The organism is Mesorhizobium sp. M0768, from assembly GCF_040320195.1.
Taxonomy (GTDB): domain Bacteria; phylum Pseudomonadota; class Alphaproteobacteria; order Rhizobiales; family Rhizobiaceae; genus Mesorhizobium.
The window spans coordinates 119200-146077 of sequence record NZ_JAMYPD010000016.1; the positions used below are offsets into that span (position 1 = coordinate 119200).

The window sequence follows — 26878 nt, forward strand, 5'->3', positions numbered from 1 at the left end:
TGTCCTTCGTTGATGGGCAGCATGGAGCCGGGATGGGCCTTGAGACGGCGGTTGATCAGCTCTTATTCGCGGGTTGGTTACCGCACTTCCGTAATCTGTCCTGGGCTTGCCGGGGTTCTGATCTTCAGTGAAGAAGCGCGCTGCATTTCAGTTGACCGGTTCCATCTGGGAGCCGATGGCCCACAGGAACGCTGCCATCTCGCGCGCGGCCGCCGCAACGACGAAGGGTTTGTTCTTGCCGGCAGCCACCAGGCGCCGGTGGCGGGCGCAAAGGCCGGGTCTGCACCCTTCAGGCGATTTCGCGCACGGCCTTCGGAAAACCTCGAGCCGGACGCGAATGGGCTCCGTCACCCTGGCCGGATAGCGCTAGGCAAAGGCGCCTTCGATCAAGACGCGGCGGGCGCGGCGATTGTGGCCAATGTCAGGCCGCCGCGCTTTACTGCGTCGCCGGTCGAGCCCTCCGAGGGCACCAGACCGAGAAAGGCCATCAACTGGCGCGGATTGTCGAAGCGACGAACATCACCGGCTTCGCTGACAAAGGTGACCGCGACGATGAAGGACACACCACCAGCGCCCGATGGGCCGCCACCACCGGCGCCGTGGACCAGCTCGGCCAACTGCGCATCGGTGATCGCGTTGACCTGATCTTGGAACACGAGCTGCTGGGCCGGATGGTCGAACCGTTGCGCCGCCAGCCAGCAGGCATGGGCCCGGCTCCAGTTCTTGCAACCGGTAAAGACCCGACCATGGCGCGGCAGGAACGAAAGCAGCATCTGGCGCTTCTTGCGCAGATCCTCGCTCGCCGCGGACCGCAGCCGCACTATGTCGCGCACCGCTTCATGCACCGCGTCTGGAACTCAAATTCCCTTCAGTTCTCCAGCCCGCAGCAACCGTGCCAAGCTGATCGCATCGCGCCGGTTCGTCTTGACGCACTCGCCCCGGCGCTTGGGGATCAGCGAGGGCGCAACGACCTCGCAGAGCTGACCGAGCTCGATGATCTGCCGGTAAAGCCCGTTGCGGTCGGGCGGGGGCTTCGCAGCAGAAGATGGAGGCGAGGATGCTCGATGTGAACGCTCGCCGGCTAATGACCACGCCAGGCGTCGGCGTCCTGATCTCGTTGACCTTCGTGTCGGCTGTCGACGCTCCCGAGCGTTTTCGCACCTCGCGTGTTGGCCCGCACTTCGGACTGACGCCGAAAAAATGCCAATCGGACGAGACTGACTATAATGGTAGCATCTCCAAAGTTGGCGACGCATGCGTGCGAACCGCGCATATTAATGCGTAGCGGCTGCTCGCAGCGCTCCTCTATGTGCGCGTGGCGACAGCAGCGAGTTGTGCTCCACATCGCTACCGCCACAAAACACTGTCGGTCGCCGCGACTGGGGCTGCTACTCCGTGGCTACTGCCATCGGACGGCGTAGCAATCGCGGACTCGCCTTGAACGCTCGAGCCCTATCTGGGTTGGTAGGTGTCCAAGCGACGTGGCAAGGGTTTAGTTGGCTGAACCCAAGGTGCAGATCGAACTGTCGCAAGTTCCGTGCGGCACTTTGGTTCGGACCGATGTCGCCAAGCCGCGCTCCTCATCTGAGCGGTCGCGAGCGTATTTTGGGCAGGCCAGAATGGAGAATGAGATGCAGCAGCGGGTCGCTCTCTCGCATGGTGTTCGCCCGACCGGACTCTTTCGGAACACTGGCTATATGGTCAACAAGAGCATGACGTGTTTCGATGCGGCCCACGCAGCTGGTCTCATGGCCGTCTACGGACGTTCCACGACGGGACGCACCTTTGCTTTGGGCACCGGTCCGCTTGACAGTCGACCGCAGGTAATCGATTTCGTGCGATGCTCCTATCTGGGTCTCGACAATCATCCGGTGATCATCGCTGGCGCGATCGAGGCGATTGAGGCGCATCAGTCATTGCATTGGTCCTGCGCACGAACGCGACTCAATTTCGATCTTCTCGCAGAGCTTGAAGCAACCCTGTCGGAGATGTTCTCCGCGCGTGTGCTCACCTTTTCCAGTGTCATGCTCGCCAATCTGGGCGGGATGCCCCTCCTTGCTTCGGGTCAATTGACGGGCGGCAGGAAGCCGGTCGTCGTGTTCGATCGCGTTGCGCACATCTCGCTCGCCCATCACAAGCCGGTGGTGGCTGATGAAACGCGGGTGGAAACGATTGCGCACAACGACATCGAGGCTCTCGAACGCTTGTGCCGCCAGGAGCCAGTGGTCGCCTATATATGCGATGGTGTTTACTCCATGGGTGGCCATTCGCCGCTCAAGGAATTGCGCCAACTCCAGGAACGCTATAGGCTCTTTCTTTACATCGACGATGCTCATGGCATTTCGCTGTTCGGACGCCAAGGCCAAGGATTTGCGCGCTCTCAGTTTCCGCAAGAGCTTGGTGACCGCACGATCATAGCAGCCTCGCTGGGCAAGGGATTCGGCGCATCGGGCGGCATGTTGATGCTCGGAACGGCCGACCAGGATGCCCTGTTTCGACGTTACTCCGTCCCCCATGCGTTCTCGGCGGCCGCCAATCTGGCGGCAGTTGGCGCGGCGCTTGGCTCCTGCAAGATTCACCGCTCGGCAGAACTTGGCCAGCGGCAGAGGCGGTTGGCGCAACGCATTGAGCCGTCATGTCGCAACCGCCCAGCAAGGCAGTTCGCTTCCGATCAGAATGATCGCCATCGGATCGGAGGCCAAGGCGATCGCAATCGCAAGAGAGCTTCTCGATGCCGGCTTCTATACCTCGGTGACGTTTTTCCCGACAGTTCCGCAAGGAAAGGCGGGGATCCGGGTGTGCATTACAGCCGACCATGAGGTCCGAGACATAGAGCGGTTGTGCGACCGCATTTTGGAAAAGGTAGCCCACACAACCGGCGAGCCCCATACGCGACCGAACCTCCCCTGAGGTGTTAGCCGCGATTCAGCAGAGGAATTTAATGGAACTGCCAGATACGACCAAGTTGCTAGCAGTTGATAGGGCCAGGACGACCTCGTTACGAGGCGTTGTGATCGTCAAAGCGACTAACGGTCATCGTAAGAAAGTCGCGAACGCGCTTGGTCCAGTGTCGCCGGCGAGTATCGGTCGCAAATGCCTGTGATCGATGTCTGGCGAGCAGCGCCGCGTTCTTGGCGCCTCAGGTTCGTATCGTAGCCGGTGATTTCCGGAGCAATCAGCATAGCCGGGAAGGAGTCCTCGATGGGAGTATTGTCGCATCTGCGGGTCGTCGAAATAGGTAGCTCGGCCGCAACCAGTTATTGCGCGAGGCTGTTTGCCGATTTTGGCGCCGACGTTCAGAAGGTCGAGCCGCCAACAGGCGATCCTCTTCGCCGCACCGCGCCAGTCACGCCCAGTGGACAGAGCGCGTGGTTCGCATTCCTGAACTTCAACAAGTCTAGCAACATCGTCGACGCCACAGACCCGGACGCGATCACACGGCTGACCGCACTAATCGAGAATTGCGACATTCTGGTCGATGGCCGCGACGTCGGTTCCGCAGATTGCCCGCCCGTTGATATCGCCGCAATCCGGCAACGGCGCCCCGGGTTGACTTACCTCGAAGCGAGTTGGTTCGGCCACGAGGGGCCCTATGCGGAATTCGCAGCAACTGATTCGACCGTCCGCGCGCTCGCCGGCCTCGTCAAGCTGGTTGGACCGGTCGAAGGCCCGCCGTTGCACGCACCCGATTTCCAGACGGGTATCCTTGCCGGCCTGTGGGGCTTCATTGCTCTGGCCAGTTCGGCGGTTGCGCGAATGCAGGGCGGGGCAGGGCGATCATGGTCCCTCAGTATTTTCGAATCGAGCCTCGCTGTCAGCGAGTATCTTCTGTTCGAGGCGTTTGCGCGCGGCGACGTGATGCACCGGATCGGCACTAACCGCTTCTGGCCCGGCTTTCCGCTCGGCATCTATGAAACCAAGCGGGGTTGGCTTGGGGTCACGACGTGGACGCCGGCACAATGGCGCGCATTTTGCGACATGCTCGGTCTAGCCGAATTGCGTGATGATCCGGCTCTGGTCCTCGCCGAAGATCGTGTGCAACACATGGAAGATATTGAACGACAGTTTGTCCCAAAGCTGAGGGAGCGAACAGCGCAAGATTGGTTCGAGGAGGGATTGAAACGGAAGATCCCCATCGTGCCAGTACCGGAAATATCCGATCTGCTCCGCGATACCGAGAAAAAAGCGCGCGGCGTGATCGTGCCCGTCTTGCTTGGCGAAGAAGAGGGCTTGACCGTAGGCTCGATGCAGCGGCTGACGCTGACGCCGCCGCGCGGGGGAGGGAAAGTTCCAGCCCCCGGCGAGCATCAGGCTTACGCGAATCGCGGGACACACTTAACCGCATTGATGTCGTCCGGCTGCATCGATTCGGACCGGCAGCCGTTAAAGGATGTTCGCGTAATCGACTTCTCGATGGGCTGGGCGGGCCCGTTATGTACGCGCACTCTGGGTGATCTCGGCGCGGACGTCATCAAGATCGAGGCCATCCAATATCCGGACTGGTTCCGCGGCGTTGATCGAAGCCCTGCTTACGTCCACGACCACTTGTACGAAAAGGCGATGTGCTACTGCATTATGAATCGCAACAAGCGCGGTATCACACTCGACCTGACACGGCCGCAGGGACTCATTCTTGCAAAACGGCTTGTAGTGGAAGCCGATGTTGTCGTCAGCAATTATTCGGTCGACGTGCTGCCGAAGCTCGGGCTCGGATACGACGTGCTAAAAACCCTGAACCCCCGCCTGGTAATGATGTCGATGTCTGCGTTTGGCGTCGACAGCGTTCATCGCAATTGTCGAGGTTATGGCTCGACTCTCGAGCAAGGCTCAGGGTTGCCGAGTGTGATCGGAGATCCTGACGGGCCGCCCGTCATGAGCCATGTCGCATTCGGAGATCCCGTCGGTGGGTTGAACGGCTGCGCTGCAGTTCTGGTTGCACTGATTCACGCCCGCAACACAGGGCAGGGACAGTTCATTGATCTTGCGCAGATCGAATGCATGATGCCGTTTGCAGCACCATGGATCACTGTTGGCTCGATAGGTGGTTTGCCGCCACCAAAGTTTGGAAATCGACATCCGCAGTTTGTACCTCATGGCTGCTTCCGGAGTGCAGGTGAGGACAGCTGGATCATGATAGCCGCAACTGACGAGGATATGTGGCAGAGGCTTACCGTTCTTATCGGTCGGCCAGACTGGGCTGCAGACGCGTTGCTGAAATCAGCAGAAGCTCGCCGGGCCATTGAGGATGTTATCGAGGAAGGCATCACAGTCTGGACACGCAGCCGCGACGCGGATGAAGCCATGTCCGAGTTGCAAGCAGCAAGAGTCGCTGCCGGCGTAGCTCGGATGCCAAAGGACCTACTTACGGATCGGCATCTCGCCTCTCGCGCGTTTCTGCAAGACGTTGAACGTGATTTCGTAGGCTTACATCCGCAGCCCTCGATGCCAATCCGCGAAGGTGAAGGCCCCTATGCAATTCGCACAGCAGCGCCGACACTCGGACAGCATAACAGAGACGTCCTATCAGGGATTCTCGGCCTCTCCGATGCTGAGATCGCACAATTAGTCAAGGAGGGCATCATCGGTGTGGCGATGCTCTCTGAAGGAGAGCTGTCACAAGCAGAAAAGGTGCCATCAGATAAATCGACGCGACAGTGAGGTCAAGAGGGATGCTAGGGCGGCCATCGTGCCTCACCGGGGCGGCGGGATCGAGAGCTGGGCCCGATTGCGTGACGCGGTTCGGCTATTCGAAACTGGTCAAGCTCACATACGGTCGTCGCTTGGGACGGCCGCACCAATATCCGCTTGCGGCGGCGAAAGCCCAGAAGACGAGATTCAAGCCAGCTCGAATCTCGGTTCGCCTTCTGGTATCCGCCGAGACTGATCAGCCCCGGGGGTGTGTTGTTACAAGTCGCTTTAGGCCGACTTAATGATAGCACCTCCCATAAACGCGCCTGCAGTCACGTATCTGCACAATGCAACGAGCAAGGCGATCTGCCGGCGATTGTTGAAGTGCCGGAGCAGCCCTTTTGCGTAGAGACGGGCCGACAAACGGCTTGAGCTGCTGCTCAAACACATCGAGCCGAACGTGATGCTCTGGTTGCGGCACAACGATTAGCTGCGCTAAACCGTCGCTCGCGAGAATGTGGCTCGACGCCTGGGATCGCCGCCATCCTTTGGACGAAGGGCTGTTTCGACTGCGTATTCCGATGAAGCCGGCCACCGATTCCGATTTGAAGCCGGCCAGTCATTCCGATTTCATTCCGGCCACCATTCCGATTTGAAGGCGGCCAGTTTTCGGTCTGATCCTGGGTCTCGTTGATGTTTGGGTTGGGTTTTGTTTCAGGTCAAGCTTCGGTGTTTTCGGGGACGATCGGCGGGCGCTGTTTTCGCATGCTTTCACCGGTGAGATCGATGCGATAGGCGTTGTGAACGAGGCGATCCAGGATGGCGTCGGCCAAAGTTGGGTTTGCAATAATTTCCCACCAGCGATCCACGGGCACCTGACTTGTGACGATGGTTGAGCCTCGTTCGTAGCGATCCTCAATGATCTCCAGGAGATCGCGGCGTTGGTCGTCATTGAGTTTTTCAGGTCGCGCTGGCAGCTTGCGCAGCGTGCGGGCACAAGCAATCCGCTCTGGAATCTCCGACGAATGAAGCGTCACGCCATAGGTTGAGTGCGGGGCCAGGGTGTGCCCTGCGAACCAGATGATAGTGCGGCGCGGCAATGAAGCTGCGACTGCGCATTGCCTCGTCGAAATCCATAAGTTGCTCCCTACCGAAGGGTCTGAGCAGGGGCGACTATGGGACAGCTGAGCATGGCGACTAGGAAAGAACTTACTGCGGCGGTTTCGGTGCGATATCGTGCTTCGACGCGAGCGGAGAAGGCGAGAATTTTGGGTGAGTTCGTCGTCATCACGGGCTTTCAACGCAAGCACGCGATGCGGCTGCTGCGGCGCCATGAGAGAGCGCCTACAGGTCGGCGAGCGCGGCCGCGGATTTATGATGAAGCGGAATGCAATGCGCTCATATTGCTGTGGGAGGCGTCTGACCGGGTCGTGGGAAGCCGCAGAAAGCGTTGCTGCCCGTCCTTCTCGAGGCGATGTGACGGCACGGTCATTTTGACCTCGCGCCCGACGGCAAATTGCTGGCGATGAGTGCGGCCACGGTCGACAGGACACTGGGACACCGATCCGAGAAGGCTTGGGACGTCCCCGACGACGGCACGTGTGCGCAACACTTATAGTCCGCCAGCCACGCCGCATCAGCGTCTGGTTCCCGACGCTCGCACCTCAGAGGCACTCCGCTCCCGCCAGTGACCAAATCTTCCTATCAGGAGGCCAACTCTCCAAACACTCCCTCTCTCGCGTCAGAGGGTTAGGTGGGTTAGAGCACGTCCTGTTCAATCTGGGTCAAACCCGGCGGCCTTGAAGTTGGCGCATTCATCAGGGGTGAAGCGTTCGAGGATCGCGCCGACCGTATCCCAGAGCGCGGCGATTGTTCTTTCGGCCTTGGCGCGCATCAGCGGCTTCAGCTTGGCGAAGGCGTTTCGATCGGATTGAAGTCGGGACTGTAGGGCGGCAGGTAGAGCAGGCTCGCACCCGCCCCTTCTATTGCGTCGCGAACGCCCGCCGCCTGTGGGCGGGCAAGTTGTCCATCACGACGACGTCGCCGCGTTCCAGGGTCGGAACCAGCACTTGGCTGACATAGCGAGGAACACGTGCCGTTCATGGCGGCGTCGTAGACGAAGGGGGGCGGTCATGCCGGTCAGCCGCAGCGCTCCGGTGAAGGTGGTGGTCTTCCAATGCCCGTGCGGCATGCCAGCCCGGCAGCGTTCGCCGCGCGGCGCTCTTCCGCGCAGGCGCTATCTTCGTGGAGAGGCCCGTCTCGTCGATGAACACCAGCTTCGCCGGATCGAGATCGAGCTGACCGTCGAACCAGTCCCGGCGTCGCTTCCAGGATGTCGGGGCGGTCCTGCTCCAGTGCGTGCGCGACTTTTTTGAATGTCCAGCCGTGCCGGGCCGAGCCAGGCGCTCAGGCGCTGCGGCTGATCCGAAGCGACTGCTCGATCTCCAGCCGCGCCACCATCTCGTTCAGCGTGATGTCCTTGCGCTCCTCGATCAGCCCGACGATGAAGGCGTCATGCGCATCGAGGCTGGACGCGCGGCGACGACCCTGCGGCCGCGGCCCAGTCTCGCCGATCTTCGCCCGAGCAATCCAGCGGATCGCACTTGATACACCCAGACCAAACTCGACGCGCCGACATACCTTCGTCCAAGTCTTCAACACACGCCACCGCAGATCGCCACTCAGTGCTTTTCCCATTATCCACCTCCGTCGAGATGAATGTTAAATCAGCACACAACGCGGACGTCACTTCACAATCAATTCATCGATGGCAGGACGTGCTCTAGACTAGTTCAATCCGCATAGTGCCGTCGTCCCAGCGATAATGACGCGACTACAATTGGCTCGTTTTGTGATGAAGATCAATACGGCTTCTCAACTCCTCGCCGGATAGCCAAATAAGCCACTCGTCGTCTGAGATCTTCTCTTCTACCAGCCGTAATATTGAACCACCTGGTTCATGATGCGGCATTCCGTATTGCGCAACGACGCCCTTATCTAATGACCAACGCGCTACGAGCCCACACAGGAAGTCTGGGGCCCACAAGGCAAAAGACACGCCGCATGCTATTCCAGCCGCGATTCTGGGCACGCCCTGGCCTCTGTAGTCTTTGCGCACCCAGATATCCCCAAGGAGCGCTACCTTCCCGGTAATGTTCTTTGCGCTCGGTGCTGAACAAGTACAACTGTCGTTAGGATGTGCGTGTATGGCCGGGTCAGCATAGAATGCCTTGAGGGATTGCCAATGCTCTGCAAAATTGCTGTGCGAAAGGTCGTACAATCGAGCAGCGTCGAGAAGCGCGACATCATCATTATGGTCGACGCCGACAATCCAAAATCCCTCGCCTGCTTTAATTGGCGAACGATCTGGTCGAAAATTTGGGTATGTTGGACTCTTTGTTGGAGTGGCCCGGGTGATCAAGACATACCTGTGAAAATCAAATCCTATCGAGATTTTGATTCCTTTTTGGGCGGCATCGTCGTCATATACTTTGAGGAAGCGTGAGATGGCCAATGGATTAACTATGCTTTTTTTCATGGCAGTTTCCGTATCCTGATGATCTGCGGCATGGGTGGACGGCGCGCTTCTGATGATGGATACACCATCAACGCGGATCGAAAAGCTATCCACTTTGGTGGGTTGCATGGAGCTGAATTGGGGCGCATGGAGAACAGGTCCGCCCTAATTCAGCTCCATTGCAGCAAGCCAGCCTGATGTCATTCTATGAGGTTCCCCGAAGCTTTCGCGCCCAGGATCGTCGACACAATGATGCGCCGGCATAGCGGCGATGGCGGTCGGCAAGATCTACGAGCCGGACCATGTCAAACCCGATCCTGATGGCCGGCCGCCGCGCCGACCTGGTGGCGCAGGCGCGGCCGCATCTCGCCGACTCCTAGTGGACGCTGCATGCCGCCGTCGCGCTCGGCGACCGTGGCGTGAAGTGGCCGGATCCCTATCGGCCCTATCTGCCCGGAAGCGACCAGCTCTATCGGCTGGCAGAGCGCCACGCAGCAGCGGGGCTGAAACTGTGAGCGCCGCGATGATTACCGCAAAGCATGAGCTGGTCACCGGCGGCGGCTCCGGCGATGCCGGGCCATCGCGCTGGCGCTGGCCGGTGCCGGCATCGACGTGACCATTTGCGGCCGACGCGAGGCCGCTCTTCCGAACGCGCCAGGGGCAATGACCGCATTTTCGGTATCCCCGCCGACGTCACCGGCGAGTTTCGATGGCGTCCCTTTACAGCCAGGTGGAGGCGGCACGCGGGCCTATCGACATCTCGTTGCCAATGCCGACATGGCCGGCAGCACGCCGGCGCACAAGACCACGCTTGCCGATTGGCAACGGACGCTCGACGTCAACCTGACCGGCGCGCCTTCCCGACGGTGAAACCGGCACTGGCCTGTATGGCCGTGTGCAAGGCAGGCCGGATCGTCTTCATCGCCTCGACGGCCGGACTGAAAGGCTACGGCTATGTCGCGCCTTGCGCGCGGCTAAGCATGGCCTCGTCGGGCTGATGCGGGCGCTTACGCGAGACGGCGAAATCCGGAGTCACGGTCCACGCCGTGTGCCTCGCTTTTTTCGAGGCCGACATGCTGGAGGAGTCCATCAGCCATCGAAAAGACCGGCCGCTCGGCCAGCGAGGGCTCGGGCGAGCCTTGCCTCAACCAGCCTGCAAGGCCGCTTCGTCCAGCCGCAGGAAGTTGCCGCTGCCGTGTGGCTATGCTGCGACGCTGCGGCGTCGATCACCGGATAGGCAATTTCGATCTCAAGAGGCGAAACATGATAGCCGGCCCCCTGCCCGCACCATCGGGACCCGGCGAGGCCCGGCTGCGCCTGTGGATCAGGCTGCTGCGTCCCTTGCGTACGATCAAGGCCGAGCGTCGCGATCTCGCGCGACCCGGCGGGCGAAGATCGAGGTGTCGGGAATCGCCGCCACGTATTCGCGCGTCACACCATCCTGTTGAGCACGCGGAAACGCCGGCGCAAGCTGGTCATGGACGAAATCCGAGACCAGCGGGCATTTGCCGTGCTTCGACCAGGATCGGTGCCCGCGGGCCGACAACCCGTCGCCGGACGGCGGCTTCCGCACCGCCAGCCCTTCTTCGGGGTAGAGCCGACAGCTCCGAATGATCCCCACGGCTCGTCTCCCGTCGGAGCAGGGTGAAGATCCGCCGACAGCAGAGGGGCCGCCGCTCGTTGGCCAGGTCGCGCAGCCTCCCCCGCAACTCTGTCCCAGCGGCCGGCGGGACCGATAGCGGATCATCTGCCGTCGGCGCTGACGATGAGTAAGCGCCACTCGGACATGCCCAATGTGGTTTTCAGATGCGCCGGCGCCTTCGGCCGGGCATCCGCTTGCTCCCGCGTTAGCGCGGGACCGCGGCTGCCAGAACATGCCTACGAAGATCAGGCGACAGGGCTTTCGACACGTCGGCCGGCAGGCAGTTTGAATCATCAAATTGCGGAACGGCCAGACGATCATCAGCTCGCGTGCCGCTTGCGTCTTGTACGTCATCGCCCAGAGCGGTGACATCAGCAATAAGCTACGTGCGACGAACCCCCGAACGACGGCTCTTTCGCAGCACCCTCTGGGTTGACGTGTATGAATTGATGATGTGACAGCGCAGCACGGCGACGCCATTTTCCTTGCCCTCGCTGGCTCAAAACGAAACCTCCTGGCGCGCGCTATTCCGTGAAGAAGCTTATGCCATGCCGTACGGACTGACCGCCATCGATCGGCAGGATGGCTCCGGTGACGTAGCAGCCGGCCCGGCTGCATAGAAACAGCGTCGCGCCGGCTATATCATCGGGCCTGCCGATCCTGGCCAGCGGGACGCGACTGCCCATCCGTTGTGCCTGTTCGTCGGTGGCGGTGGCGAAAGCAGTCATCCGACTCCGGAAGGTACCGGGCGCGAAAGCATTGACGGTGATCTGGCGTGGGGCGAATTCGTGCGCAAGCGTGCGCGTCAGGTGATGAACGGCGGCCTTCGAGGCAGTGTAGGAGTATGCGCCTTCGGCGATCGGTTGGGTTCCCATCACCGAGCCAAGATTGATAATTCTCGCAGGGTCTTCGTCGCTTGCCGCGTTTTCAAGCAGCGGCAGAAGCTCGCGCGTCAGATGGAAAAGCCCGGTAAGGTTAACGTTCAGCACGCGTGCCCATGCCTCATAGGGGAAGGTGTCAAGTCGCTCACCCCAAGTGGCGCCGGCATTGTTGACGAGGATGTGCAGCCTGTCCGTCCGCCTTTTCACTTCATTGACCAGTTCGGTGATGCCCTCTAGGGAACTGATGTCTCCGGCAAACCCTTCCGCTTTGCCCGGTGCGTCCAGCGTGTTGAGGTCTTCTGCCGTGCGCTCGCAATCGGCGCCCTTGCGGGAGGCGATCATGACGTCTGCGCCGCCCTGGACTAGGGCGGTCGCAACCATTCGTCCGATGCCGGTCGAGCCGCCCGTCACAAGTGCCTTATTACCCGTCATCGAAAAGAGTTCGTCGAGGTAGCCCATTGGATCTCCTATTATTCTTATTCGTTTCTCACGATGTGGTTGACAATCCGGCCGGCCTCCCCAGCGATGGCCTGCCCGTAAAGACAGCGCGCACGCCCGGCGCCTGGCAGCAGGCTTTCCGCCACGATCCGCGCCTTCTCTGCCTCCGAGCGTTACTGGCGCCCGTTCTCGATCACCTCTAGCCGACCGGGATAGCCCCATCTCGTCTCGGTGTAGAGACAATGGCTCCGAGCAGGCCTGCAGGGGGCGCGGCGCCACCTCTGCCAGAATTGGAGGGTCCTTCGCACGATTAGGTCCGGCTGCCCAAGAGGGGTGTCGCTTACCTTACAGTGATTGGACCAATTCCAGGAATGGTCTCGGAGGTGCTGGCTCAGCTCGTTCGAACGGTTCTAGGTATGCATTGCGTGAGAGCAGAGGCCGTCTACCACATCAGGTCAAACTCCAAGAAAGGAGGCCGCGTACAGGACCCAGCCCTTGGCTTCAGAGAACAGCGATATCGGTCGCCCCGACCTTTTCCTTAGCCAACGGATAGTTGTAGTTGAGGGCACCTTCTTGGTCGCGTGATAGAGCGAACAATCGGGGCGGATGTCTCAGACGATGCACGACACTGCCTCCCGGCAAATTCAGTGGAAGGCTAAGGCAGAATGTCAGTCCTTCCTCAACATAGCCGGCCGCGCGCTTGCGGGCGGCTGGCGTCAGAAAATTGAGCCGCCCCAATTCGTCATCGTCACCAAAATCGCCCCAGTTGGACCCGTCGGGTCTTCGTTTCCAGCGGCTAGGCATAGCAGGCTCCATATTTTTCAATGGATCGTAAGGTTTACCGCACGGTTTTGCCACAGCTAGATAGGCACCTTGGGTTCAGCCAATTAAACCACTGGCCACGTCGCTTGGACACCTACCAACCCAAATAGGGCTCGAGCGTGACAGCCGTGGTGAACCACGAGCGGGTACTGAGCCGGGCGAAAATCCAGCGCTCGACAATCCACAGAGCCGCCTCGACCTTCGCCTTACAAAGCTTTCAGTCCAGCCGTGCGGGGCCGACCTGTGCTGACGGTCCACGTTACGCATCCATTCCACCTCTGAAGGGCAAGACGTTGGACGCGATCAGCCGCGGCGCATTGAGGCGAGGATCGAATTTTGTATCGGCCGCTGACGGAACCTTGCCCAACATGCTGCGGCATTGATGACAATGGCGCAACTGATGCACCGCGGCCGGGCAGGCGGCATTCCGGAAGGCCGACCACCTGGTGCAGTTGGTGGCGGCTGCTGGATCGCTTTTCTGCGCGTGTGGGAATGGACGATGATCGTGTCCCGCGGCGTGGTGTAGTTGGCCGCATTGGTCGCCGTGGTCTCCGGTCTGTGCCCGGCTGATCAGCGCGCTACGGCTGGCAAGCTGATCAGGGGATCATCGTCACAGCTTGATCAATCGACGGAGGTGCTTAGCCTGGGGCGAAATCGTCAATGCATGCGCGCCGGGCGCTCCAACCCACTGCCCCGGATTCCCCTCGTCAGGCAAGGATCGCTTCGGCTCAAGAAACAGAAATCTGTATCGAGCGCCATCATTCTCACGTACCGGCCTTCGAGCGCCGTGCGGGTTCGGCCAAATATTCACCCGTTTCGCGGATTTCCAGCTCATTGCGCTGGATGCGCGCCAATGCGTCTGCGCCGAGTCTTGAGACCGCGAGTGCGACAAGAATGTTGGCGATGAGATAAGCGCCGGCGACCGAGTCTGGAAACGCGTAGCTCCGCGCCGTCATGAGGAAAACATGGTCCGAAAACCGTGCAATTGGCGCGTTCTCACTGTCGGTGATGGCAATAACCTTCGCTCTTTGGGCCTTCGCATTTTTCGCCACGTCAAAAGTGACCCGGCTATAGGGGTAGGAAGTAAACCCGATGACCACGTCATCTTGCGTGAGGTCATCGAGTTCCAATCCTGATCCTCCACCGGTGTCGAGCAGGTGAGTGTTTGATTTGACTTTCCGCAACGAATAGGAAAGCGAATAGGCGGGGGCGAAGAAGGGGCGGCGGCCGATCACATAGACCCGCGAGGCTTTGACCAATGCCTGTACTGCTGCTTCAAGCTGCTTCTCGCTCAGCGCTGTAACCGCTGCTCTTTGCGCGAGGATTTCGCGCTCAGCGAACTGTGCAGCAAAACCAAGTGCACCTTCCTTCTGGCCAAGGGATACAAGCTCCGCAGCGCGGCCCCTGTTGCTGCCCTGGCCGTTGATCAATTCGGCAATATAAACCTCGCGGAATTCATCGAAACCCCTAAAGCCAAGGTTCTGTGCCAACCGCACCAGCGTTACCGAAGGCACCCGGGCGCGCTTAGCAAGCTCGCGCATGGAGCGAAAGGGTATCTCCTCGCGGTGCGCAATAAGGAACTGGATCGCGCCAGCGGCAGGCCCACGAGCCTCCGGCATGAGTTGCCGCAACTTCGCGTCTATGTCGGATGGTTTGGAATTCATGAACCTACGATCCGCATTGCTGACCATACGCTGCCACGATTCTTACCTAGAAGCAATTGATCCATATTGACGGATGATGAACTGTATGCTCCAATAACCTGGCCTCGTCCGAGAGCGTCTCGAACGGCAGGATGGAGCGCCTCAAGCGCGGAAGTTGGGCGCCGCCAGCAAGAGTTGCGGGGAACGAGTTTGGCAAAGCTTCGGGGAGGAAAGCATCGTGAAGCGGAATCGCACTGAAATGATGCTGCTGCCGATCTTTTTCCAGGCCGACGCGGTCGCGGCGGAGCAGATCAAGGGGCGTATTCGGGGCAGCGGAATATGCGCGCTTGAGCGGTTCGCCATATAGTCGATGAGATGATGATCATATCGATCGGCTTGTTCTGTGATTCCTGACATGATCCTTCGTTTGCCGACAGTCTTATTTTGAGAATCTTACAATAACGTAGGACGTTGGCATGATATATCAGATTGAGCTGAAACTAGCGGTGCTTGCATCTCACGAATAACGCGAGGAAAGATCTACAGGAGAAAAGGAATTGGCGAAAGAAACTTGGCGAATTGGAATTGATGTCGGCGGCACCTTCACCGATGTCGTTGCCGTCGGATCCTGTTCGGGTATTCGCATTCATAAGACCGCATCTACCCCGGACGACCCTTCCGTGGGTGTGCTAGCCGGGGTCTCCGCGCTGGCGGACACCCAGGGTCTTACGATCCGGGAATTCCTGTCGGCATGCACCCATTTCGTTCATGGCACCACTGTTGCCACCAACACGCTTCTCGAAGGAAAGGGTGCAAAGACGGGCATGCTCGTTACCCGCGGCTTCCGCGATGCAATCGAGATCCGCCGCGGCTTTCGCGAGAATGTATGGGACTATCGGAGGCCCTGGCCCGATGTGCTAGTGCCACGCTGGCTGCGCAGGCCGGTAACCGAACGGGTGCTGAAGGACGGACGCATCGAAGCTGAAGTCGATCGGGCAGATCTCGATGACGCCATCGCACGGTTCAAGGCGGCCGGCGTTCAGGCGGTGGCCGTCTGCTTCATTAACAGCTACCTTAATGATACCAACGAAGAACTTTGCGTTCGGTACCTTCGCGAGGCAATGCCGGATTGCTTTGTTTGCGGATCGGCGAAGCTCGCGGCGGTGATGGGCGAGTACGAACGTTCATCTACGGCTGTCGTCAACGCCTATATTGGTCCAAGGGTCGTTCCCTACCTCCGACAGCTTGACGAACGCCTTAGTGAACTCGGCTTGTCGAACAGGCTTCTTCTCGTTCAAAGCAACGGAGGCGCGGCCTTTATTGACGATATAGAACAGCGCCCCGTTTCCTTGCTCCTCTCTGGACCGGCCGCTGGTGTCGGCGCGCTCGACTATTTCTCTGGGAAAGATGGTCTTGGCGGTCTCATCACTATGGAGATTGGCGGGACGAGTTGCGATGTCATGCTTTATGACCGGGGAAAGGTTGGTGAGACCACCCGGCTTGACATTGCCGGGTACCCGGCGATCACGGCGAGCGTCGAAATCAATACGGTCGGCACCGGCGGCGGCACGATCGCCTATGTCGACGCTGGCGGCATGCTCCAAGTCGGACCGCAGGGGGCCGGCTCGCGCCCGGGCCCGGCCTGCTACGGGCTTGGGGGAACGATGGCCACGGTCACCGACGCCCACGTGGTGTTGGGGCGGCTGCGGCCCGGCGCCTACGCGGACGGATCGGTCAACATCCGCTCGGAACTCGCGCATGAAGCAATCGCCAAGCACGTAGCGCAACCGCTGGGTCTCACCGTAGAAGGGGCAGCCATCGGCATCATCCGCCTCGCCGAACAGAACATGCTGCACGCAATGGAGCGGATGTCGAGCGAGCGCGGCGTAAACCCTCAAGGCCTGACGCTCGTTGCTTGCGGAGGCGCCGGAGCGCTCCACGGAGTGGCAGTCGCTCGGCTTCTGGGATGCCGGTCGGTGTTCGTCCCCCGGCTTGCCGGCGTCTTCTGCGCGTTTGGAATGTGCAATTCCAATATTCGTCACGACCTCATTCAATCCTGCATGGTCGAGCTTTCGGATGAGACGCTTGCGCGGATTTCCGAACAGGTTGCTAAGCGTGAGGACGAACAACGCGGCCGGCTTCTTGAAAGCTTCTCCAGCGAGGCAATCGTCATCGATTGCTTCTTGGAGCTGCGATATCGCGGCCAACAATGGACAGTGCGCGTGCCGTTCTTCGGCGGTACGGACAGCAAGCAGACGCTGCGGCGTCGCTTCGAGGAAGAGTTCTCGAGCATCTACGGCTACGTGCAGGAACGCAACGAGGTACAAATCGTAGCCTTTCATCTTATCGGCAAGGGCCGGTTCCCCACGCTTAAGCTGGAAGCCGCCGGCGCGACGGCTGAAAGCCCGCAGGCAAGTAGCACCCGCAGCATATGGATCGACACTCGCACTGGCTTCGTCGATGCGCCCGTGTTCTCTCCCTCGACGCTAAGTCCCGGGGCGAGGATAACAGGCCCCGCCGTCATCGAGGAGCTGACGACGACCATTCTCCTCGGAGCGGCGGACATGCTGCTGGTCGATGAGGGCGGGAACTATTCTATTCAACTTTCGATTTTGGAGTGATGACCATGGCCGTCGACCCGATCACGATGACGCTGGTGCAGAAGCGTTTGGATCACATCTCTCGCTACATGGGCTGGGCGATGACGCGGACCGCGCAGAGCCCGATATTCAGCGAGAGCCACGACTTCTCCTGCTTCCTGAGCAATGCCCGAGGCGATGCGTTATCCGTCGCCGACGGTCTTCCGATCCATACGGGGGGAGGCGATTTTGCCGTTCGCGCGGTACTTCGCGACTATCGCGGTGATCTTCACGATGGCGACGTCTTCCTCCTGAGCGATCCCTACGAAGCGGGAGGAAACCATCTTCCGGACTGGACGATAATCCGCCCGATCATCGTCGAGGACAGGTTTCTTGGGTTTGCGAGCAACAGGGCGCATCAATCCGACATCGGTGGGGGTGCAGCGGGAACCTACAATGCTGCGGCGACCGAGATTTTTCATGAAGGCATCCGGCTTCCCGTCCTCCGCCTCTTCGAGCGCGGCCGTGTGCGCGAAGACCTTTGGCGCCTCCTTCTGCTCAACAGCCGCACCTCGGATCTTCTTGACGGTGATCTTGCCGCGATGGTCGGCTCGACGAGCACCGGGCGCGACAGGGTTGTCGCGCTCGCTCGCGAATATGGTCTCTCTGAAACTGAGGGGGTTTTCAGCGCGATCCTTGATCATGCACAGACGCTGATGAAGGAGATGATCCGTACAATTCCCGAGGGGGTGTACTATGGCGAGGATGTTTCCGACACTGACTGCTTTGAGGCGATGGACGTGCCCGTTCGCGTCACCCTTACGGTAAAGAATGAGCATCTGCATGTCGACTTCTCTGGCAGCGCGCCGCAAATCCGCGGCTTCAAGAACAGCTCGATTGCCAATACGAGTTCGGCGGTCTTCCTCGCGGTGATGTCGTTCTTCAACGGGCGCGTACCGCAGAACCAGGGCGCCATGCGGCAGATGACGATTGAGGCACCGCCCGGCACTGTCGTAAATGCCCTTCCGCCGGCGCCAATGACGATGAACACCGTGCATCCGACGAGCGAGATAGTCCACGCCGTCTGGCGCGCCCTTGCGACTGCCATGCCTTTGGAAGGCTATGCCGGCTGGGGAAAGACTTGCTACTGCATTTCCTCGGGACGGAAAGACGACGGCAGAACGTACGTGATGTATCACTGGAACGGGTCATCCGGGGCAGGAGCCGTCCGGGGGCGCGATGGCTTCCCTGCGGCCGGACAGCTCTGCACCCTCGGCGGGATGAACCTGCCCAATGTCGAGACCTACGAGCAGATCTATCCCGTAAAGATTCATCGCTCCGAGATGCGAAAGGACAGCGGGGGGGCAGGCGAATTTCGCGGCGGAACCGGCCTTGAATACTCCGCCTCGACATATCAGCCCGCAGAGTACTCGTTTCGCAGTGAAGGCAGCCGCAAACCAACCGGCTATGGCATCGTAGGCGGCGATCCAGGGGTGAAAGGCACAATCGCCGTGACGCTGTTGGACGGCGGCGAAGCGATTGCCGTTCCACAATATGGAATCATGCAATTGGGATCCGCAAGGGTGGACGTCAGCTCCCCAGGTGGTGGCGGCTTCGGAGATCCGCTCAGGCGGGATCCCCTCGCCGTTCAGCGCGACGCGGTAGACGAGATTGTGAGCCCTGAGATGGCCAGGGATGTCTACGGCGTCGTCCTCAGCTCCAATTTGCTTGCAGTCGATGTTTTGGCCACCGAAGCGCGAAGGCAAGAGCTTTTGCGGGTACGCTGCCCCACGCCTTAAAGCCCGGCCGCGCAATTCGAAAAGTCGCGCCTTTCGGCGGAGAATATGCGTGTATAGAAATGAAGCATTTGATCCTTATTGACATTAAGTGGTTCATGTGATCCAGTCGTTATCTCAACAAAGGTGGTCAAGGAGTTCGGACGTGCAGCCCATTTCAAGCCTAGGCCATAACCGGAGAGAGGTCGTTGGGCCGAAGTCTCGCGACGAGTTTCAACGAGCACTAAGGATCACGCCAGGCGGAAGCATGCGTGCTGCCCCTTTTTTCGCTCCCCAGCCGCCTTATGCTATGTCTGCAGCCGGCTGTTGGATCACCGACGCGGACGGCAGGAAGGTCTTCGACTGCGCAAACAACTTCTTCTCGCTCGTTCATGGCCATGCCTTTCCGCCGGTAATTGAGGCGCTGCACAAGGTCCTGGACGACGGCACCGCATTCGGGCTTCCGACCACAAGTGAGACCAGCCTTGCGGAAGCGATCAGCGCGCGCTCGCCGAGGCTTGAGCAGGTCCGCTTCACGAGCTCCGGTACCGAGGCTGTCATGTACGCCGTCAAGGCCGCGCGCGCGATCACAGGGCGCTCGATGATCGCGAAGTTTGAGGGCGCATATCATGGCGCTTACGACCATGTGGAAGTCAGCCTTGATTCTACTCCAATGAACTGGGGCGATTCATCCCCCAAGAGTGTGCTCTACGCCAAGGGAACTCCCGTCTCCACCGCCGCCGAGGTTCTGGTCCTCCCCTACAACGAGCCCGAGACATGCAGAGAGCTCATCCGTGCACACCATGAACGTCTCGCCGCGATACTCGTCGATCCGCTCGCCTCTCGCGTCGGCATGGTTCCGATGAACGCGGATATGCGGGAGGTCATCCAGGATTGCTGTAACCGCTACGGCATCCTGCTTGTGATCGACGAGGTCGTTTCATACCGCATCGGTTATCATGGCGCCCATGCCGCGTTCGGTTTTGAGCCGGATTTGGTGGCTTTGGGAAAGATCATCGGCGGCGGCTTGCCTGTTGGGGCCGTGGCAGGGCCTGCGTCACACATGGCGGTCTTCGATCACACGAAGGGCAAGCCAGCCGTCTCCCACGGCGGCACGTTCAGCGCCAACCCGCTCAGCATGACAGCTGGGCTGGCGGCCCTGGAATCATACACTATGGATGCCGTGGCCCGTCTTAACCGGATGGGCGATATGCTTCGTAGCGAAATCACTGAGCAACTAAGAAGGCGCGAACTCCCCGCGCAAGTTACGGGCATGAGTTCCCTCTTTCGGCTCCATCTGAAGACTGAAGTTATCCGAAACTACCGGACTTCGTTCCCGAGCCCCGTGCAGAAGACTGCGCTGGCAAAGGTTCATCTTGCAATGCTGGAACGGGGTTTTCTGATGACGCCGAATTGCTCCGGCGCGCTCTCGACACCGATGAGCAAGACCGATGTCCAAGATTTAGCCTCCGCCCTCGTGGATGCCATTCATGAAACTTGGAAACAATCTCCATGGGAGTGATCGAGCAAACGGTGAAAAGCGCCGTCGCGTCAGCGCTCGCATCGGCGGCCTTGTCGATATGGCACGAGGTGCGAGGGGGATGTCAATGACTACGCAATCAAACGCAGAAGGTCGGCACGAAACACCTGCCTCGACTCGGTCGGAGGAAGCGTACGCACGCGCGATGTCGGTATTTCCCGACGGTACGAGCCGGGTAACGATCGAACGCGATCCAATTCCGAAGTACATAGAGCGAGGCGAGGGCGCTTACCTCTTCGACGTCGATGGAAACCGCTATCTTGATTTGAACGGGAATTTTACGACCCTCATCCACGGACATGCGTTCAAACCTGTCGTCGATGCGGTCTACCGGCAGCTGGCGAGCGGCAGCTGCTTTGCCAATCCGACGAAGATGGAAATCGAGCTGGCGAGTATCCTTTGCGAGCGGACTCCGAATGTCGATCGCGTTCGATTTGTAAACACCGGCACTGAAGCCGTAATGTTCGCTATCAAGGCGGCACGAGCTTTTACCGGCAAGGCAGGAATCGCCAAGTTCGAGGGAGCCTACCACGGTGCCTATGACTGGGTTGAAGTCAGCCAGTCGGCAAGCCCGGAGAACTGGGGACCTGCCGACGATCCTGTCTCGGTGCCGTTATACAAGGGTATGCCGGAAAGCGTTCTCCAAGAGACGCTTGTGCTGCGCTTCAATGACACTGAGCTGCTCGAGAAAAAGCTCCAGGCCCATGCGCATTGGATCGCAGCGGTCGTAATCGATCCGATGCCGAGCCGCGCTGGCCTGATAGCGCCGGACCCTGGCTTCCTGGAGGCGCTGCATCGGCTCTGCCGTCATCACGGTGTGCTCATCATCGCTGACGAAGTGTTGAACCTGCGCCAAGGCTACCACGGCGCCTCGGCGCGATACGGGCTGAAGCCCGACCTGATCACCTTGGGCAAGATAATCGGCGGTGGGCTGCCCATTGGTGCTATCGGCGGACGCGAGGAGGTTATGCAGGTCTTCAGCGCCAAGTCCGGGCGCCCCCTCCTGCCACAGGGCGGAACGTTCTCGGCCAATCCACTATCGATTGTAGCCGGCATCGCCGCAATGCGCGCTTTAGACAAAGCAGCGTTCGCTCGCCTCGACGGGCTGGGCGACCGTCTGCGTGCCAACCTCACCGAGATCATTGCCCAACACGACGCTCCGTTTGCAGTGACCGGAGCCGGCTCGCTGTTTCGAATTCATCCGACGCGGCGGAAACCGCGTGAGTTCAGGGATATGGCAACTAATCCAGCCCAGAACGCCGTCCTAAGGACGCTCTCCCGCTTCTTTTCCCGGCACGGTGTCATTTTGCCGAATGGGGCTGCCGCGTGCCTGTCAACACCGATGAGAGAGACCGAGGTCGACACAATATCCGACCTGTTTCGTCTCTTCCTCCAAGAACACGCAGCAGACATCAACAATATGGAGAAACCGGAGTAATGTCCGTAGAAACTGTAGCCGAACGGATTGCAGCAGCACTGCAACGCAACAGCGTCGAGATGATTTTTGCCCAGAGCCTACCCTCGGCGGTGGTTCTGGCATGCGAAAAGGTCGGTATCCGGCAAATCGCCTACCGCCAGGAAAACATGGGCGGGGCCATGGCTGATGGTTACTCTCGCATCTCTGGCAGAGTCGGCGTCGTGTGCGCCCAAAATGGACCGGCCGCAACGTTGCTCGTACCTCCGCTATCCGAAGCGCTTAAGGCGAGCATTCCGGTGTTGGCCTTGGTGCAGGAGGTCGAGCGCCACCAGCTCAACCGGAACGCATTCCAAGAACTGGACCACATCGCCCTTTTCTCGGCCTGTTCCAAATGGACGCGACGGGTGATAACGGCTGATCGCATCGAGGACCATGTCGACTCCGCGTTTATCGCGGCCACCAGTGGCCGCCCTGGTCCAGCCGTGCTCATCCTTCCGGCCGACCTGCTCCGCGAGAATGTTCCGGCTGGCGTACGCGGTCGGACAGGAAAATACGGCACTTGGCCCCTTGATCCCATCCGCCCGAGCGACGAGGCGCTCGCGGCAGTGGCCAAGTTGCTCGCTCGCGCCGAGTCGCCCGTGGTGCTGGCCGGAGGCGGCGCGGTTTCGCCGGCCGCGAGCAAAGCGCTCGCGGAGCTGCAGAGCACGGCCCATTTGCCCGTGTTCACAACGAATATGGGCAAAGGCGCTGTCGATGAGCGCGCGCCCCTGACTTGCGGCGTGAGTGGGGGGCTGAACGGCCCAAGATCTCTCGGCTATCGCACGCACGCCTTAATGGATGAGGCAGATCTTGTCTTTCTCGTCGGCACCAGGACCAACCAGAACGGAACCGATAGCTGGCGTTCGATTCCTTGTACGGCGACGGTCATTCACCTCGACATCGATCCTTGCGAAATCGGCAGGAACTACGAGTCTGTCCGCCTCGTCGGAGACATAGCCACTACAATTCAAGCCCTGACTGCGGCGCTACGATCGGAGGATCTCTCCAATCGCTCGGCGAAGAAGGTATCGCTTGAACGTCGCATCGCCCAAGCCTGGGAGCAATTTGAGCAGGATCGCAGCATCTTCAGCGGAAGCAGCCAGACGCCGTTGAGGCCGGAACGCATCATGCGCGATCTGCAATCACGTATGACGCCGGAAACCATTGTCGTTGCCGACGCCAGTTATTCTTCAATGTGGATCGTCGGCCAGCTCCGGGCACTTCGCCCGGGCCAGCGGTTCATCACCCCGCGCGGCCTGGCAGGGCTAGGATGGGGCTTGCCGCTCGGCATGGGCGCCAAGCTTGCCAGGCCCGACAGTCCTGTTGTCGTACTCGTCGGCGACGGCGGGTTCGCCCATAGCTGGGCGGAACTGGAAACGCTCGTGCGGTCCGAGATCGACCTCACGGTCATCGTCCTCAACAACGGCGTGCTCGGCTACCAAAAAGATGCCGAGACCGTGAAATTCGGCGGCTATACGACAGCCTGTCACTTCGCTCCCGTCGACCATGCTGCTCTCGCCAAGGCCTGCGGCTGTGAAGCGGTAACAGTCAAAAATCCGGGCGACATTGGGCCTGCCCTCGACCGCGCTCTGTCCTCGAAGACGCCGGTGCTCATCGAAGTCATCAGCGATCCTGATGCGCACCCGCCGATCTCGCTTTTCACGGGCACCCTTGGCGAACCATCGGAACTGGTATGACGACGGCGCCTTCCACGAAGGTTGCCGTTGTCTCAGGAGGCTCCTCGGGAATTGGTTTGGCCTGTGTTCGCCAACTGCGCATCGCCGGTTGGGACGTGGCTTTTTCAGCCAGAACGCGGACACCTTGCGAGCCACTGAGCAGGCGGTTCGCAAGGAAATACCGTCCGGGGGCCGCCTGCTAGCCAGCCCCGCCGACCTCCGGGATCATGCGTCTGTTCATGCCCTTCTCCATGCAGATCCATTCGTTGGAGCGATTATCGAGGTGAACGGAGAGGAGTTCGCTCCCCACATGAGCCCAGTCACTATCACCCGACCAAGGTTGGAATCACATGATTATGCCTGACATTGAACTGGCGAAGCGCGCTGCCGGCGAAATCGCTGAACGCACCAAGACAAGCAAGAGGTCCGAAATGCGAGAGCGCTGGCCGACGCAATGCCTGGTGGATGGCGAATGGGTGGGGGTGCCTGAATTGCCGGTGCTCAATCCCTCCACCAACGAAGAAATTGCGAAGGTTCCCGATTTCGGCGCGGCAGAGACTGCCAAGGCCATCGCAGCGGCCAAGCGCGCGTTCCCGGCTTGGGCAGGGCTCCTTGCCAAGGAGCGATCGACGACTATGCGCCGATGGCACGATCTCATGGTGAAATATGCCGACGAGTTGGCTCGGATACTAACCAGCGAACAGGGCAAGCCGTTGTCTGAAGCCAAGGCCGAGATCTTCTACGCGGCCTCCTTTTTGGAATTCTACGCCGAAGAAGCAAAGCGGATCTACGGCGAGACAATTCCAAGCCACATCCAGGACGGCCGCATTGTGGTGATCCGTCAACCAGCGGGCGTCGTTGCCGCAATCACGCCTTGGAACTTTCCGGCAGCGATGATAGCCCGCAAAGTTGGCCCGGCCCTTGCGGCTGGCTGCACGGCCATCGTCAAACCTGCGCTGGAAACACCGCTCACGGCATTCGCCATTGCTGCCATCGGGCAGAAGGCGGGTCTGCCGCCCGGCGTCCTCAATGTTGTCACAGGAAACGCTCACGCGATCGGAAAGGCACTCTGCGACAGCCCGGATGTCCGCGTGCTGAGTTTCACTGGTTCCACGGCGGTCGGGAAGCTCCTGATGGCGCAGTGCGCGACAACCGTGAAGAAACTCGCGCTCGAATTGGGTGGCAATGCTCCCTTCATCGTCTTTGATGACGCCGACATCGATGCGGCTGTCGCTGGGGCCATGGCGTCGAAATTCCGCAACATGGGCCAGACCTGTGTTTGCGCGAACCGGATCTATGTTCAAGATTCCATCTACGATGCGTTTGCCGAAAAGCTTGCGACCGAAGTTGCGCGGCTCAAGGTCGGCGACGGCATGGCCGAAGGCATTGGCCAGGGACCATTGATAAGCGCGGCCGCGGTTGCGAAGGTGGAGCAGCATATTGGCGACGCAGTGGCGAAGGGTGCGCGCGTACTTACAGGGGGCGCTCGTCATGAGCTAGGTGGCACCTTCTACAAGCCGACGGTGCTCTCCGACGTCACCCAGTCGATGAAGGTTGCCCGAGAAGAGACGTTCGGACCGCTTGCCCCGCTCTTCCGATTCAGCGATGAGAAGGACGTGATCGCGATGGCGAACGACACCGAATTCGGCCTCGCCGCCTACTTCTATGCGCGCGATATCGGCCGCATATGGCGTGTCGCAGAGGCGCTTGAGTACGGCATGGTCGCAGTCAACAGCGGGCGTCTCTCAACAGAGCTTGCTCCCTTCGGAGGCATCAAGGAGTCGGGTATCGGTCGCGAAGGATCCCGCCACGGCATCGAAGAGTACACGGAACTGAAGCTCATGCTCATGGCCGGCATCTAGTCAAACATCGCGTCCTCCCGGGCGGGTCTGGCCGGCGGGCGCCAAATCCGCTGCGCCGGCCTTTACGCCTTTATTTTCCGAACGCGCCCTATTTTCTGCGCATCGTATGCCCATAGAGCAGTACCGTCGGTTTGCGCGGAGCTTTTGCCATGGTGCCGCAATCATGAGGTGCCCCGCTTTGGGTGACGCTACGGGCCCACCGCCTGCTGATGTCGTCGTTCATGACGGGAGGGTGTCGCGCGATCATCGCCAACGGCCCTTGAGGCTCGCACCAAGTTGGACGCGTGGTTGACCGAAAAGTGCTCGAATCTGAACTATCGGATCGCGTTCGACTACACAGGCGAAATGAACAAGCTTTGGAAGGACCCTTTTCCGCCGGGATTCCGACTTCGTTCGTGGTGGACCGGGACGGCCACATCGCCTTTATTGGTCATCCGGGGCAACTCGATGAGATTTTGCCGAAAGTGCTCAGCGGCAGCTGGAGCACCGGCGATAAAGCGAAAGCCGCCGATACGGAGCGGATCGCCAGAAGCGAATCCATGGCGCGTGAACAAGCTGCGTGTTTCAGAAATTCGCGGACACCCATTCCGCTAATTGGCGGACAGCGATGGAGTGCACCCCTGGACTGAGACACAAAAAATCGCGGACAGTTTCCCTGCAACGATAGGAAACTGCGGGCATGGCCGGAAGGCAAAGAGCCATGGCTTAACCTGAACAAGGCGGCGCGCTCCTCGGCGTTGCACCGAAGACCCTCAGGCTCGCCGCCGAGGCGGGCGAGATCGAAGGCGTTCATCCTCTGTCGGATGGTCGACGGGTCTTCAGCCCATCAACGCTTGGCGGACCGGCGCCTCAGCGCATCGTCCATCGCGCGCGGCAAACCCAAAGTACCCCACGGGATCGTCCAGATCAGCAAAATCTATTCACTTCAACGACATACAGATGGTTGTTATGCAACAGGATTTAAGTCCTCCCGCCATTCGGCAATGGCGCTAAGGGCGTGGTCGAGGCCGCCATACTTGGCCTTCCAGTTATACAGCGTCGCGTCGGAGATCCCGTGCTTGCGGGCAAGATCGCCCGCCTTCGCACCCGCTTCATGCTGGCACAGAACCGCCATGATCTGCTCTTCCGTAAACCGCTTTCTCCTCATCAGTCCGTCCTTCAATCAAGGTCCGGACTCTAGTCTCAGATGGAGGAAATTCTCAGTGGCAGGTCACCTGATCCTCATTCGGGCAGAATTTGGTCGAGACGCTTCAGAAGCGGTCCGAAAGCGGCCCCGACATCGAAGAACGCCGATCCTCGCCGCTACGCCGCTCGCTCGCTTGTATGGGCTAATCTTTGTCAAGGTGATCTTTCAGTCGTTCCGTCCTCCTTGTTCAGCCGTGTGCGCCCATTTGTTCCTGCTTTGGCTCCGGGGTCCAT

Annotated in this window: 13 protein-coding genes and 11 pseudogenes; 14 read left to right on the forward strand and 10 right to left on the reverse strand. The window is 60.0% G+C overall.

Going from position 1 to position 26878, the window contains the following annotated elements; translation table 11 throughout:
* Nucleotides 1-147: 147 nt before the first annotated feature.
* Nucleotides 148-1025, reverse strand: a pseudogene (locus tag NKI08_RS34710) (IS110 family RNA-guided transposase); the annotation flags it as partial.
* Between the two features lie 50 nt (nt 1026-1075).
* On the opposite strand from NKI08_RS34710, the pseudogene NKI08_RS20595 reads away from it, so the two are divergent.
* The 4 genes and pseudogenes from NKI08_RS20595 to NKI08_RS20610 form a co-directional block, all read left to right on the forward strand.
* Nucleotides 1076-1270: pseudogene (locus NKI08_RS20595) on the forward strand (transposase); the annotation flags it as partial.
* A 361-nt stretch (nt 1271-1631) separates the two neighbouring features.
* Nucleotides 1632-2910 (forward strand): annotated as a pseudogene (locus NKI08_RS20600) (aminotransferase class I/II-fold pyridoxal phosphate-dependent enzyme).
* A 291-nt stretch (nt 2911-3201) separates the two neighbouring features.
* Entirely contained in the window at nt 3202-5658 is a 2457-nt protein-coding gene (locus tag NKI08_RS20605) for a CaiB/BaiF CoA transferase family protein (RefSeq protein ID WP_352771797.1), read from the forward strand.
* A 485-nt stretch (nt 5659-6143) separates the two neighbouring features.
* On the forward strand, nt 6144-6284 hold the full coding sequence (locus tag NKI08_RS20610; protein ID WP_352771799.1) for a hypothetical protein: 141 nt from the start codon (nt 6144-6146) through the stop codon (nt 6282-6284).
* Between the two features lie 63 nt (nt 6285-6347).
* Here NKI08_RS20610 and NKI08_RS20615 read toward each other — a convergent pair.
* A pseudogene (locus tag NKI08_RS20615) lies at nt 6348-6575 on the reverse strand (ATP-binding protein); the annotation flags it as partial.
* Nucleotides 6576-6803: 228 nt separating this feature from the next.
* Here NKI08_RS20615 and NKI08_RS20620 point away from each other — a divergent pair.
* Nucleotides 6804-7332 (forward strand): annotated as a pseudogene (locus tag NKI08_RS20620) (ISNCY family transposase); the annotation flags it as partial.
* A 70-nt stretch (nt 7333-7402) separates the two neighbouring features.
* Here NKI08_RS20620 and NKI08_RS20625 read toward each other — a convergent pair.
* Together NKI08_RS20625 and NKI08_RS20630 are read right to left on the reverse strand one after the other, a co-directional pair.
* Nucleotides 7403-8325: pseudogene (locus NKI08_RS20625) on the reverse strand (IS630 family transposase).
* A gap of 136 nt (nt 8326-8461) precedes the next feature.
* Nucleotides 8462-9259, reverse strand: coding sequence for a hypothetical protein (locus NKI08_RS20630; protein WP_352771801.1), 798 nt, complete (start codon nt 9257-9259; stop codon nt 8462-8464).
* A gap of 145 nt (nt 9260-9404) precedes the next feature.
* Here NKI08_RS20630 and NKI08_RS20635 point away from each other — a divergent pair.
* A pseudogene (locus NKI08_RS20635) lies at nt 9405-9660 on the forward strand (bifunctional salicylyl-CoA 5-hydroxylase/oxidoreductase); the annotation flags it as partial.
* A gap of 8 nt (nt 9661-9668) precedes the next feature.
* Nucleotides 9669-10382, forward strand: a pseudogene (locus NKI08_RS20640) (SDR family NAD(P)-dependent oxidoreductase).
* A 123-nt stretch (nt 10383-10505) separates the two neighbouring features.
* Here the strand turns inward: NKI08_RS20640 and NKI08_RS20645 are convergent.
* The 5 genes and pseudogenes from NKI08_RS20645 to NKI08_RS20665 all read right to left on the reverse strand — a co-directional run.
* Nucleotides 10506-11005, reverse strand: a pseudogene (locus tag NKI08_RS20645) (transposase family protein); the annotation flags it as partial.
* A 306-nt stretch (nt 11006-11311) separates the two neighbouring features.
* Nucleotides 11312-12127 (reverse strand): SDR family oxidoreductase, encoded by an 816-nt coding sequence (locus NKI08_RS20650; RefSeq protein WP_352771803.1) that lies wholly within the window; start codon nt 12125-12127, stop codon nt 11312-11314.
* 480 nt (nt 12128-12607) lie between these two features.
* Nucleotides 12608-12910 (reverse strand): hypothetical protein, encoded by a 303-nt coding sequence (locus NKI08_RS20655; protein ID WP_352771805.1) that lies wholly within the window; start codon nt 12908-12910, stop codon nt 12608-12610.
* Between the two features lie 782 nt (nt 12911-13692).
* The gene (locus NKI08_RS20660) at nt 13693-14592 is read right to left on the reverse strand and encodes a MurR/RpiR family transcriptional regulator (RefSeq protein ID WP_352771807.1); all 900 of its coding nucleotides are present in this window, start codon (nt 14590-14592) and stop codon (nt 13693-13695) included.
* Nucleotides 14593-14733: 141 nt separating this feature from the next.
* On the reverse strand, nt 14734-14988 hold the full coding sequence (locus NKI08_RS20665) for a hypothetical protein (protein ID WP_352771809.1): 255 nt from the start codon (nt 14986-14988) through the stop codon (nt 14734-14736).
* A gap of 140 nt (nt 14989-15128) precedes the next feature.
* Here NKI08_RS20665 and NKI08_RS20670 point away from each other — a divergent pair, with 140 nt between their 5' ends.
* From NKI08_RS20670 to NKI08_RS20700, 7 genes and pseudogenes are all read left to right on the forward strand, one after another.
* The gene (locus tag NKI08_RS20670; protein WP_352771811.1) at nt 15129-17192 is read left to right on the forward strand and encodes a hydantoinase/oxoprolinase family protein; all 2064 of its coding nucleotides are present in this window, start codon (nt 15129-15131) and stop codon (nt 17190-17192) included.
* Nucleotides 17192-18949 (forward strand): hydantoinase B/oxoprolinase family protein, encoded by a 1758-nt coding sequence (locus tag NKI08_RS20675; protein ID WP_352771813.1) that lies wholly within the window; start codon nt 17192-17194, stop codon nt 18947-18949. The genes NKI08_RS20670 and NKI08_RS20675 overlap by 1 nt, the downstream gene beginning before the upstream one ends.
* A 244-nt stretch (nt 18950-19193) precedes the next feature.
* Complete coding sequence (locus NKI08_RS20680; protein ID WP_352771815.1) at nt 19194-20447, forward strand: aspartate aminotransferase family protein; 1254 nt, start codon at nt 19194-19196, stop codon at nt 20445-20447.
* Between the two features lie 85 nt (nt 20448-20532).
* Nucleotides 20533-21903 carry an aspartate aminotransferase family protein gene (locus NKI08_RS20685; RefSeq protein ID WP_502899654.1) on the forward strand — a complete coding sequence of 457 codons (1371 nt, stop codon included), beginning with the start codon at nt 20533-20535 and terminating at the stop codon, nt 21901-21903.
* Entirely contained in the window at nt 21903-23618 is a 1716-nt protein-coding gene (locus tag NKI08_RS20690) for an acetolactate synthase catalytic subunit (RefSeq protein ID WP_352771817.1), read from the forward strand. Before NKI08_RS20685 ends, NKI08_RS20690 begins: the two co-directional genes overlap by 1 nt.
* A 410-nt stretch (nt 23619-24028) precedes the next feature.
* Complete coding sequence (locus NKI08_RS20695) at nt 24029-25459, forward strand: NAD-dependent succinate-semialdehyde dehydrogenase (protein WP_352771827.1); 1431 nt, start codon at nt 24029-24031, stop codon at nt 25457-25459.
* 246 nt (nt 25460-25705) lie between these two features.
* Nucleotides 25706-26016: pseudogene (locus NKI08_RS20700) on the forward strand (peroxiredoxin family protein); the annotation flags it as partial.
* Between the two features lie 443 nt (nt 26017-26459).
* Here the strand turns inward: NKI08_RS20700 and NKI08_RS20705 are convergent.
* Nucleotides 26460-26606: pseudogene (locus NKI08_RS20705) on the reverse strand (transposase); the annotation flags it as partial.
* Between the last annotated feature and the right edge of the window lie 272 nt (nt 26607-26878).

What these genes read in the sequence shown, in the direction of transcription:
- NKI08_RS20680 (WP_352771815.1), top strand. Translation starts at nt 19,194, where the DNA reads ATGCGTGCTGCCCCTTTTTTCGCTCCCCAGCCGCCTTATGCTATGTCT.
- NKI08_RS20685 (WP_502899654.1), top strand. Translation starts at nt 20,533, where the DNA reads ATGACTACGCAATCAAACGCAGAAGGTCGGCACGAAACACCTGCCTCG.
- NKI08_RS20690 (WP_352771817.1), top strand. Translation starts at nt 21,903, where the DNA reads ATGTCCGTAGAAACTGTAGCCGAACGGATTGCAGCAGCACTGCAACGC.
- NKI08_RS20675 (WP_352771813.1), top strand. Translation starts at nt 17,192, where the DNA reads ATGACCATGGCCGTCGACCCGATCACGATGACGCTGGTGCAGAAGCGT.
- NKI08_RS20605 (WP_352771797.1), top strand. Translation starts at nt 3,202, where the DNA reads ATGGGAGTATTGTCGCATCTGCGGGTCGTCGAAATAGGTAGCTCGGCC.
- NKI08_RS20665 (WP_352771809.1), bottom strand. Translation starts at nt 14,988, where the DNA reads ATGTCAGGAATCACAGAACAAGCCGATCGATATGATCATCATCTCATC.
- NKI08_RS20695 (WP_352771827.1), top strand. Translation starts at nt 24,029, where the DNA reads ATGCGAGAGCGCTGGCCGACGCAATGCCTGGTGGATGGCGAATGGGTG.
- NKI08_RS20610 (WP_352771799.1), top strand. Translation starts at nt 6,144, where the DNA reads ATGTGGCTCGACGCCTGGGATCGCCGCCATCCTTTGGACGAAGGGCTG.
- NKI08_RS20655 (WP_352771805.1), bottom strand. Translation starts at nt 12,910, where the DNA reads ATGCCTAGCCGCTGGAAACGAAGACCCGACGGGTCCAACTGGGGCGAT.
- NKI08_RS20660 (WP_352771807.1), bottom strand. Translation starts at nt 14,592, where the DNA reads ATGAATTCCAAACCATCCGACATAGACGCGAAGTTGCGGCAACTCATG.
- NKI08_RS20650 (WP_352771803.1), bottom strand. Translation starts at nt 12,127, where the DNA reads ATGGGCTACCTCGACGAACTCTTTTCGATGACGGGTAATAAGGCACTT.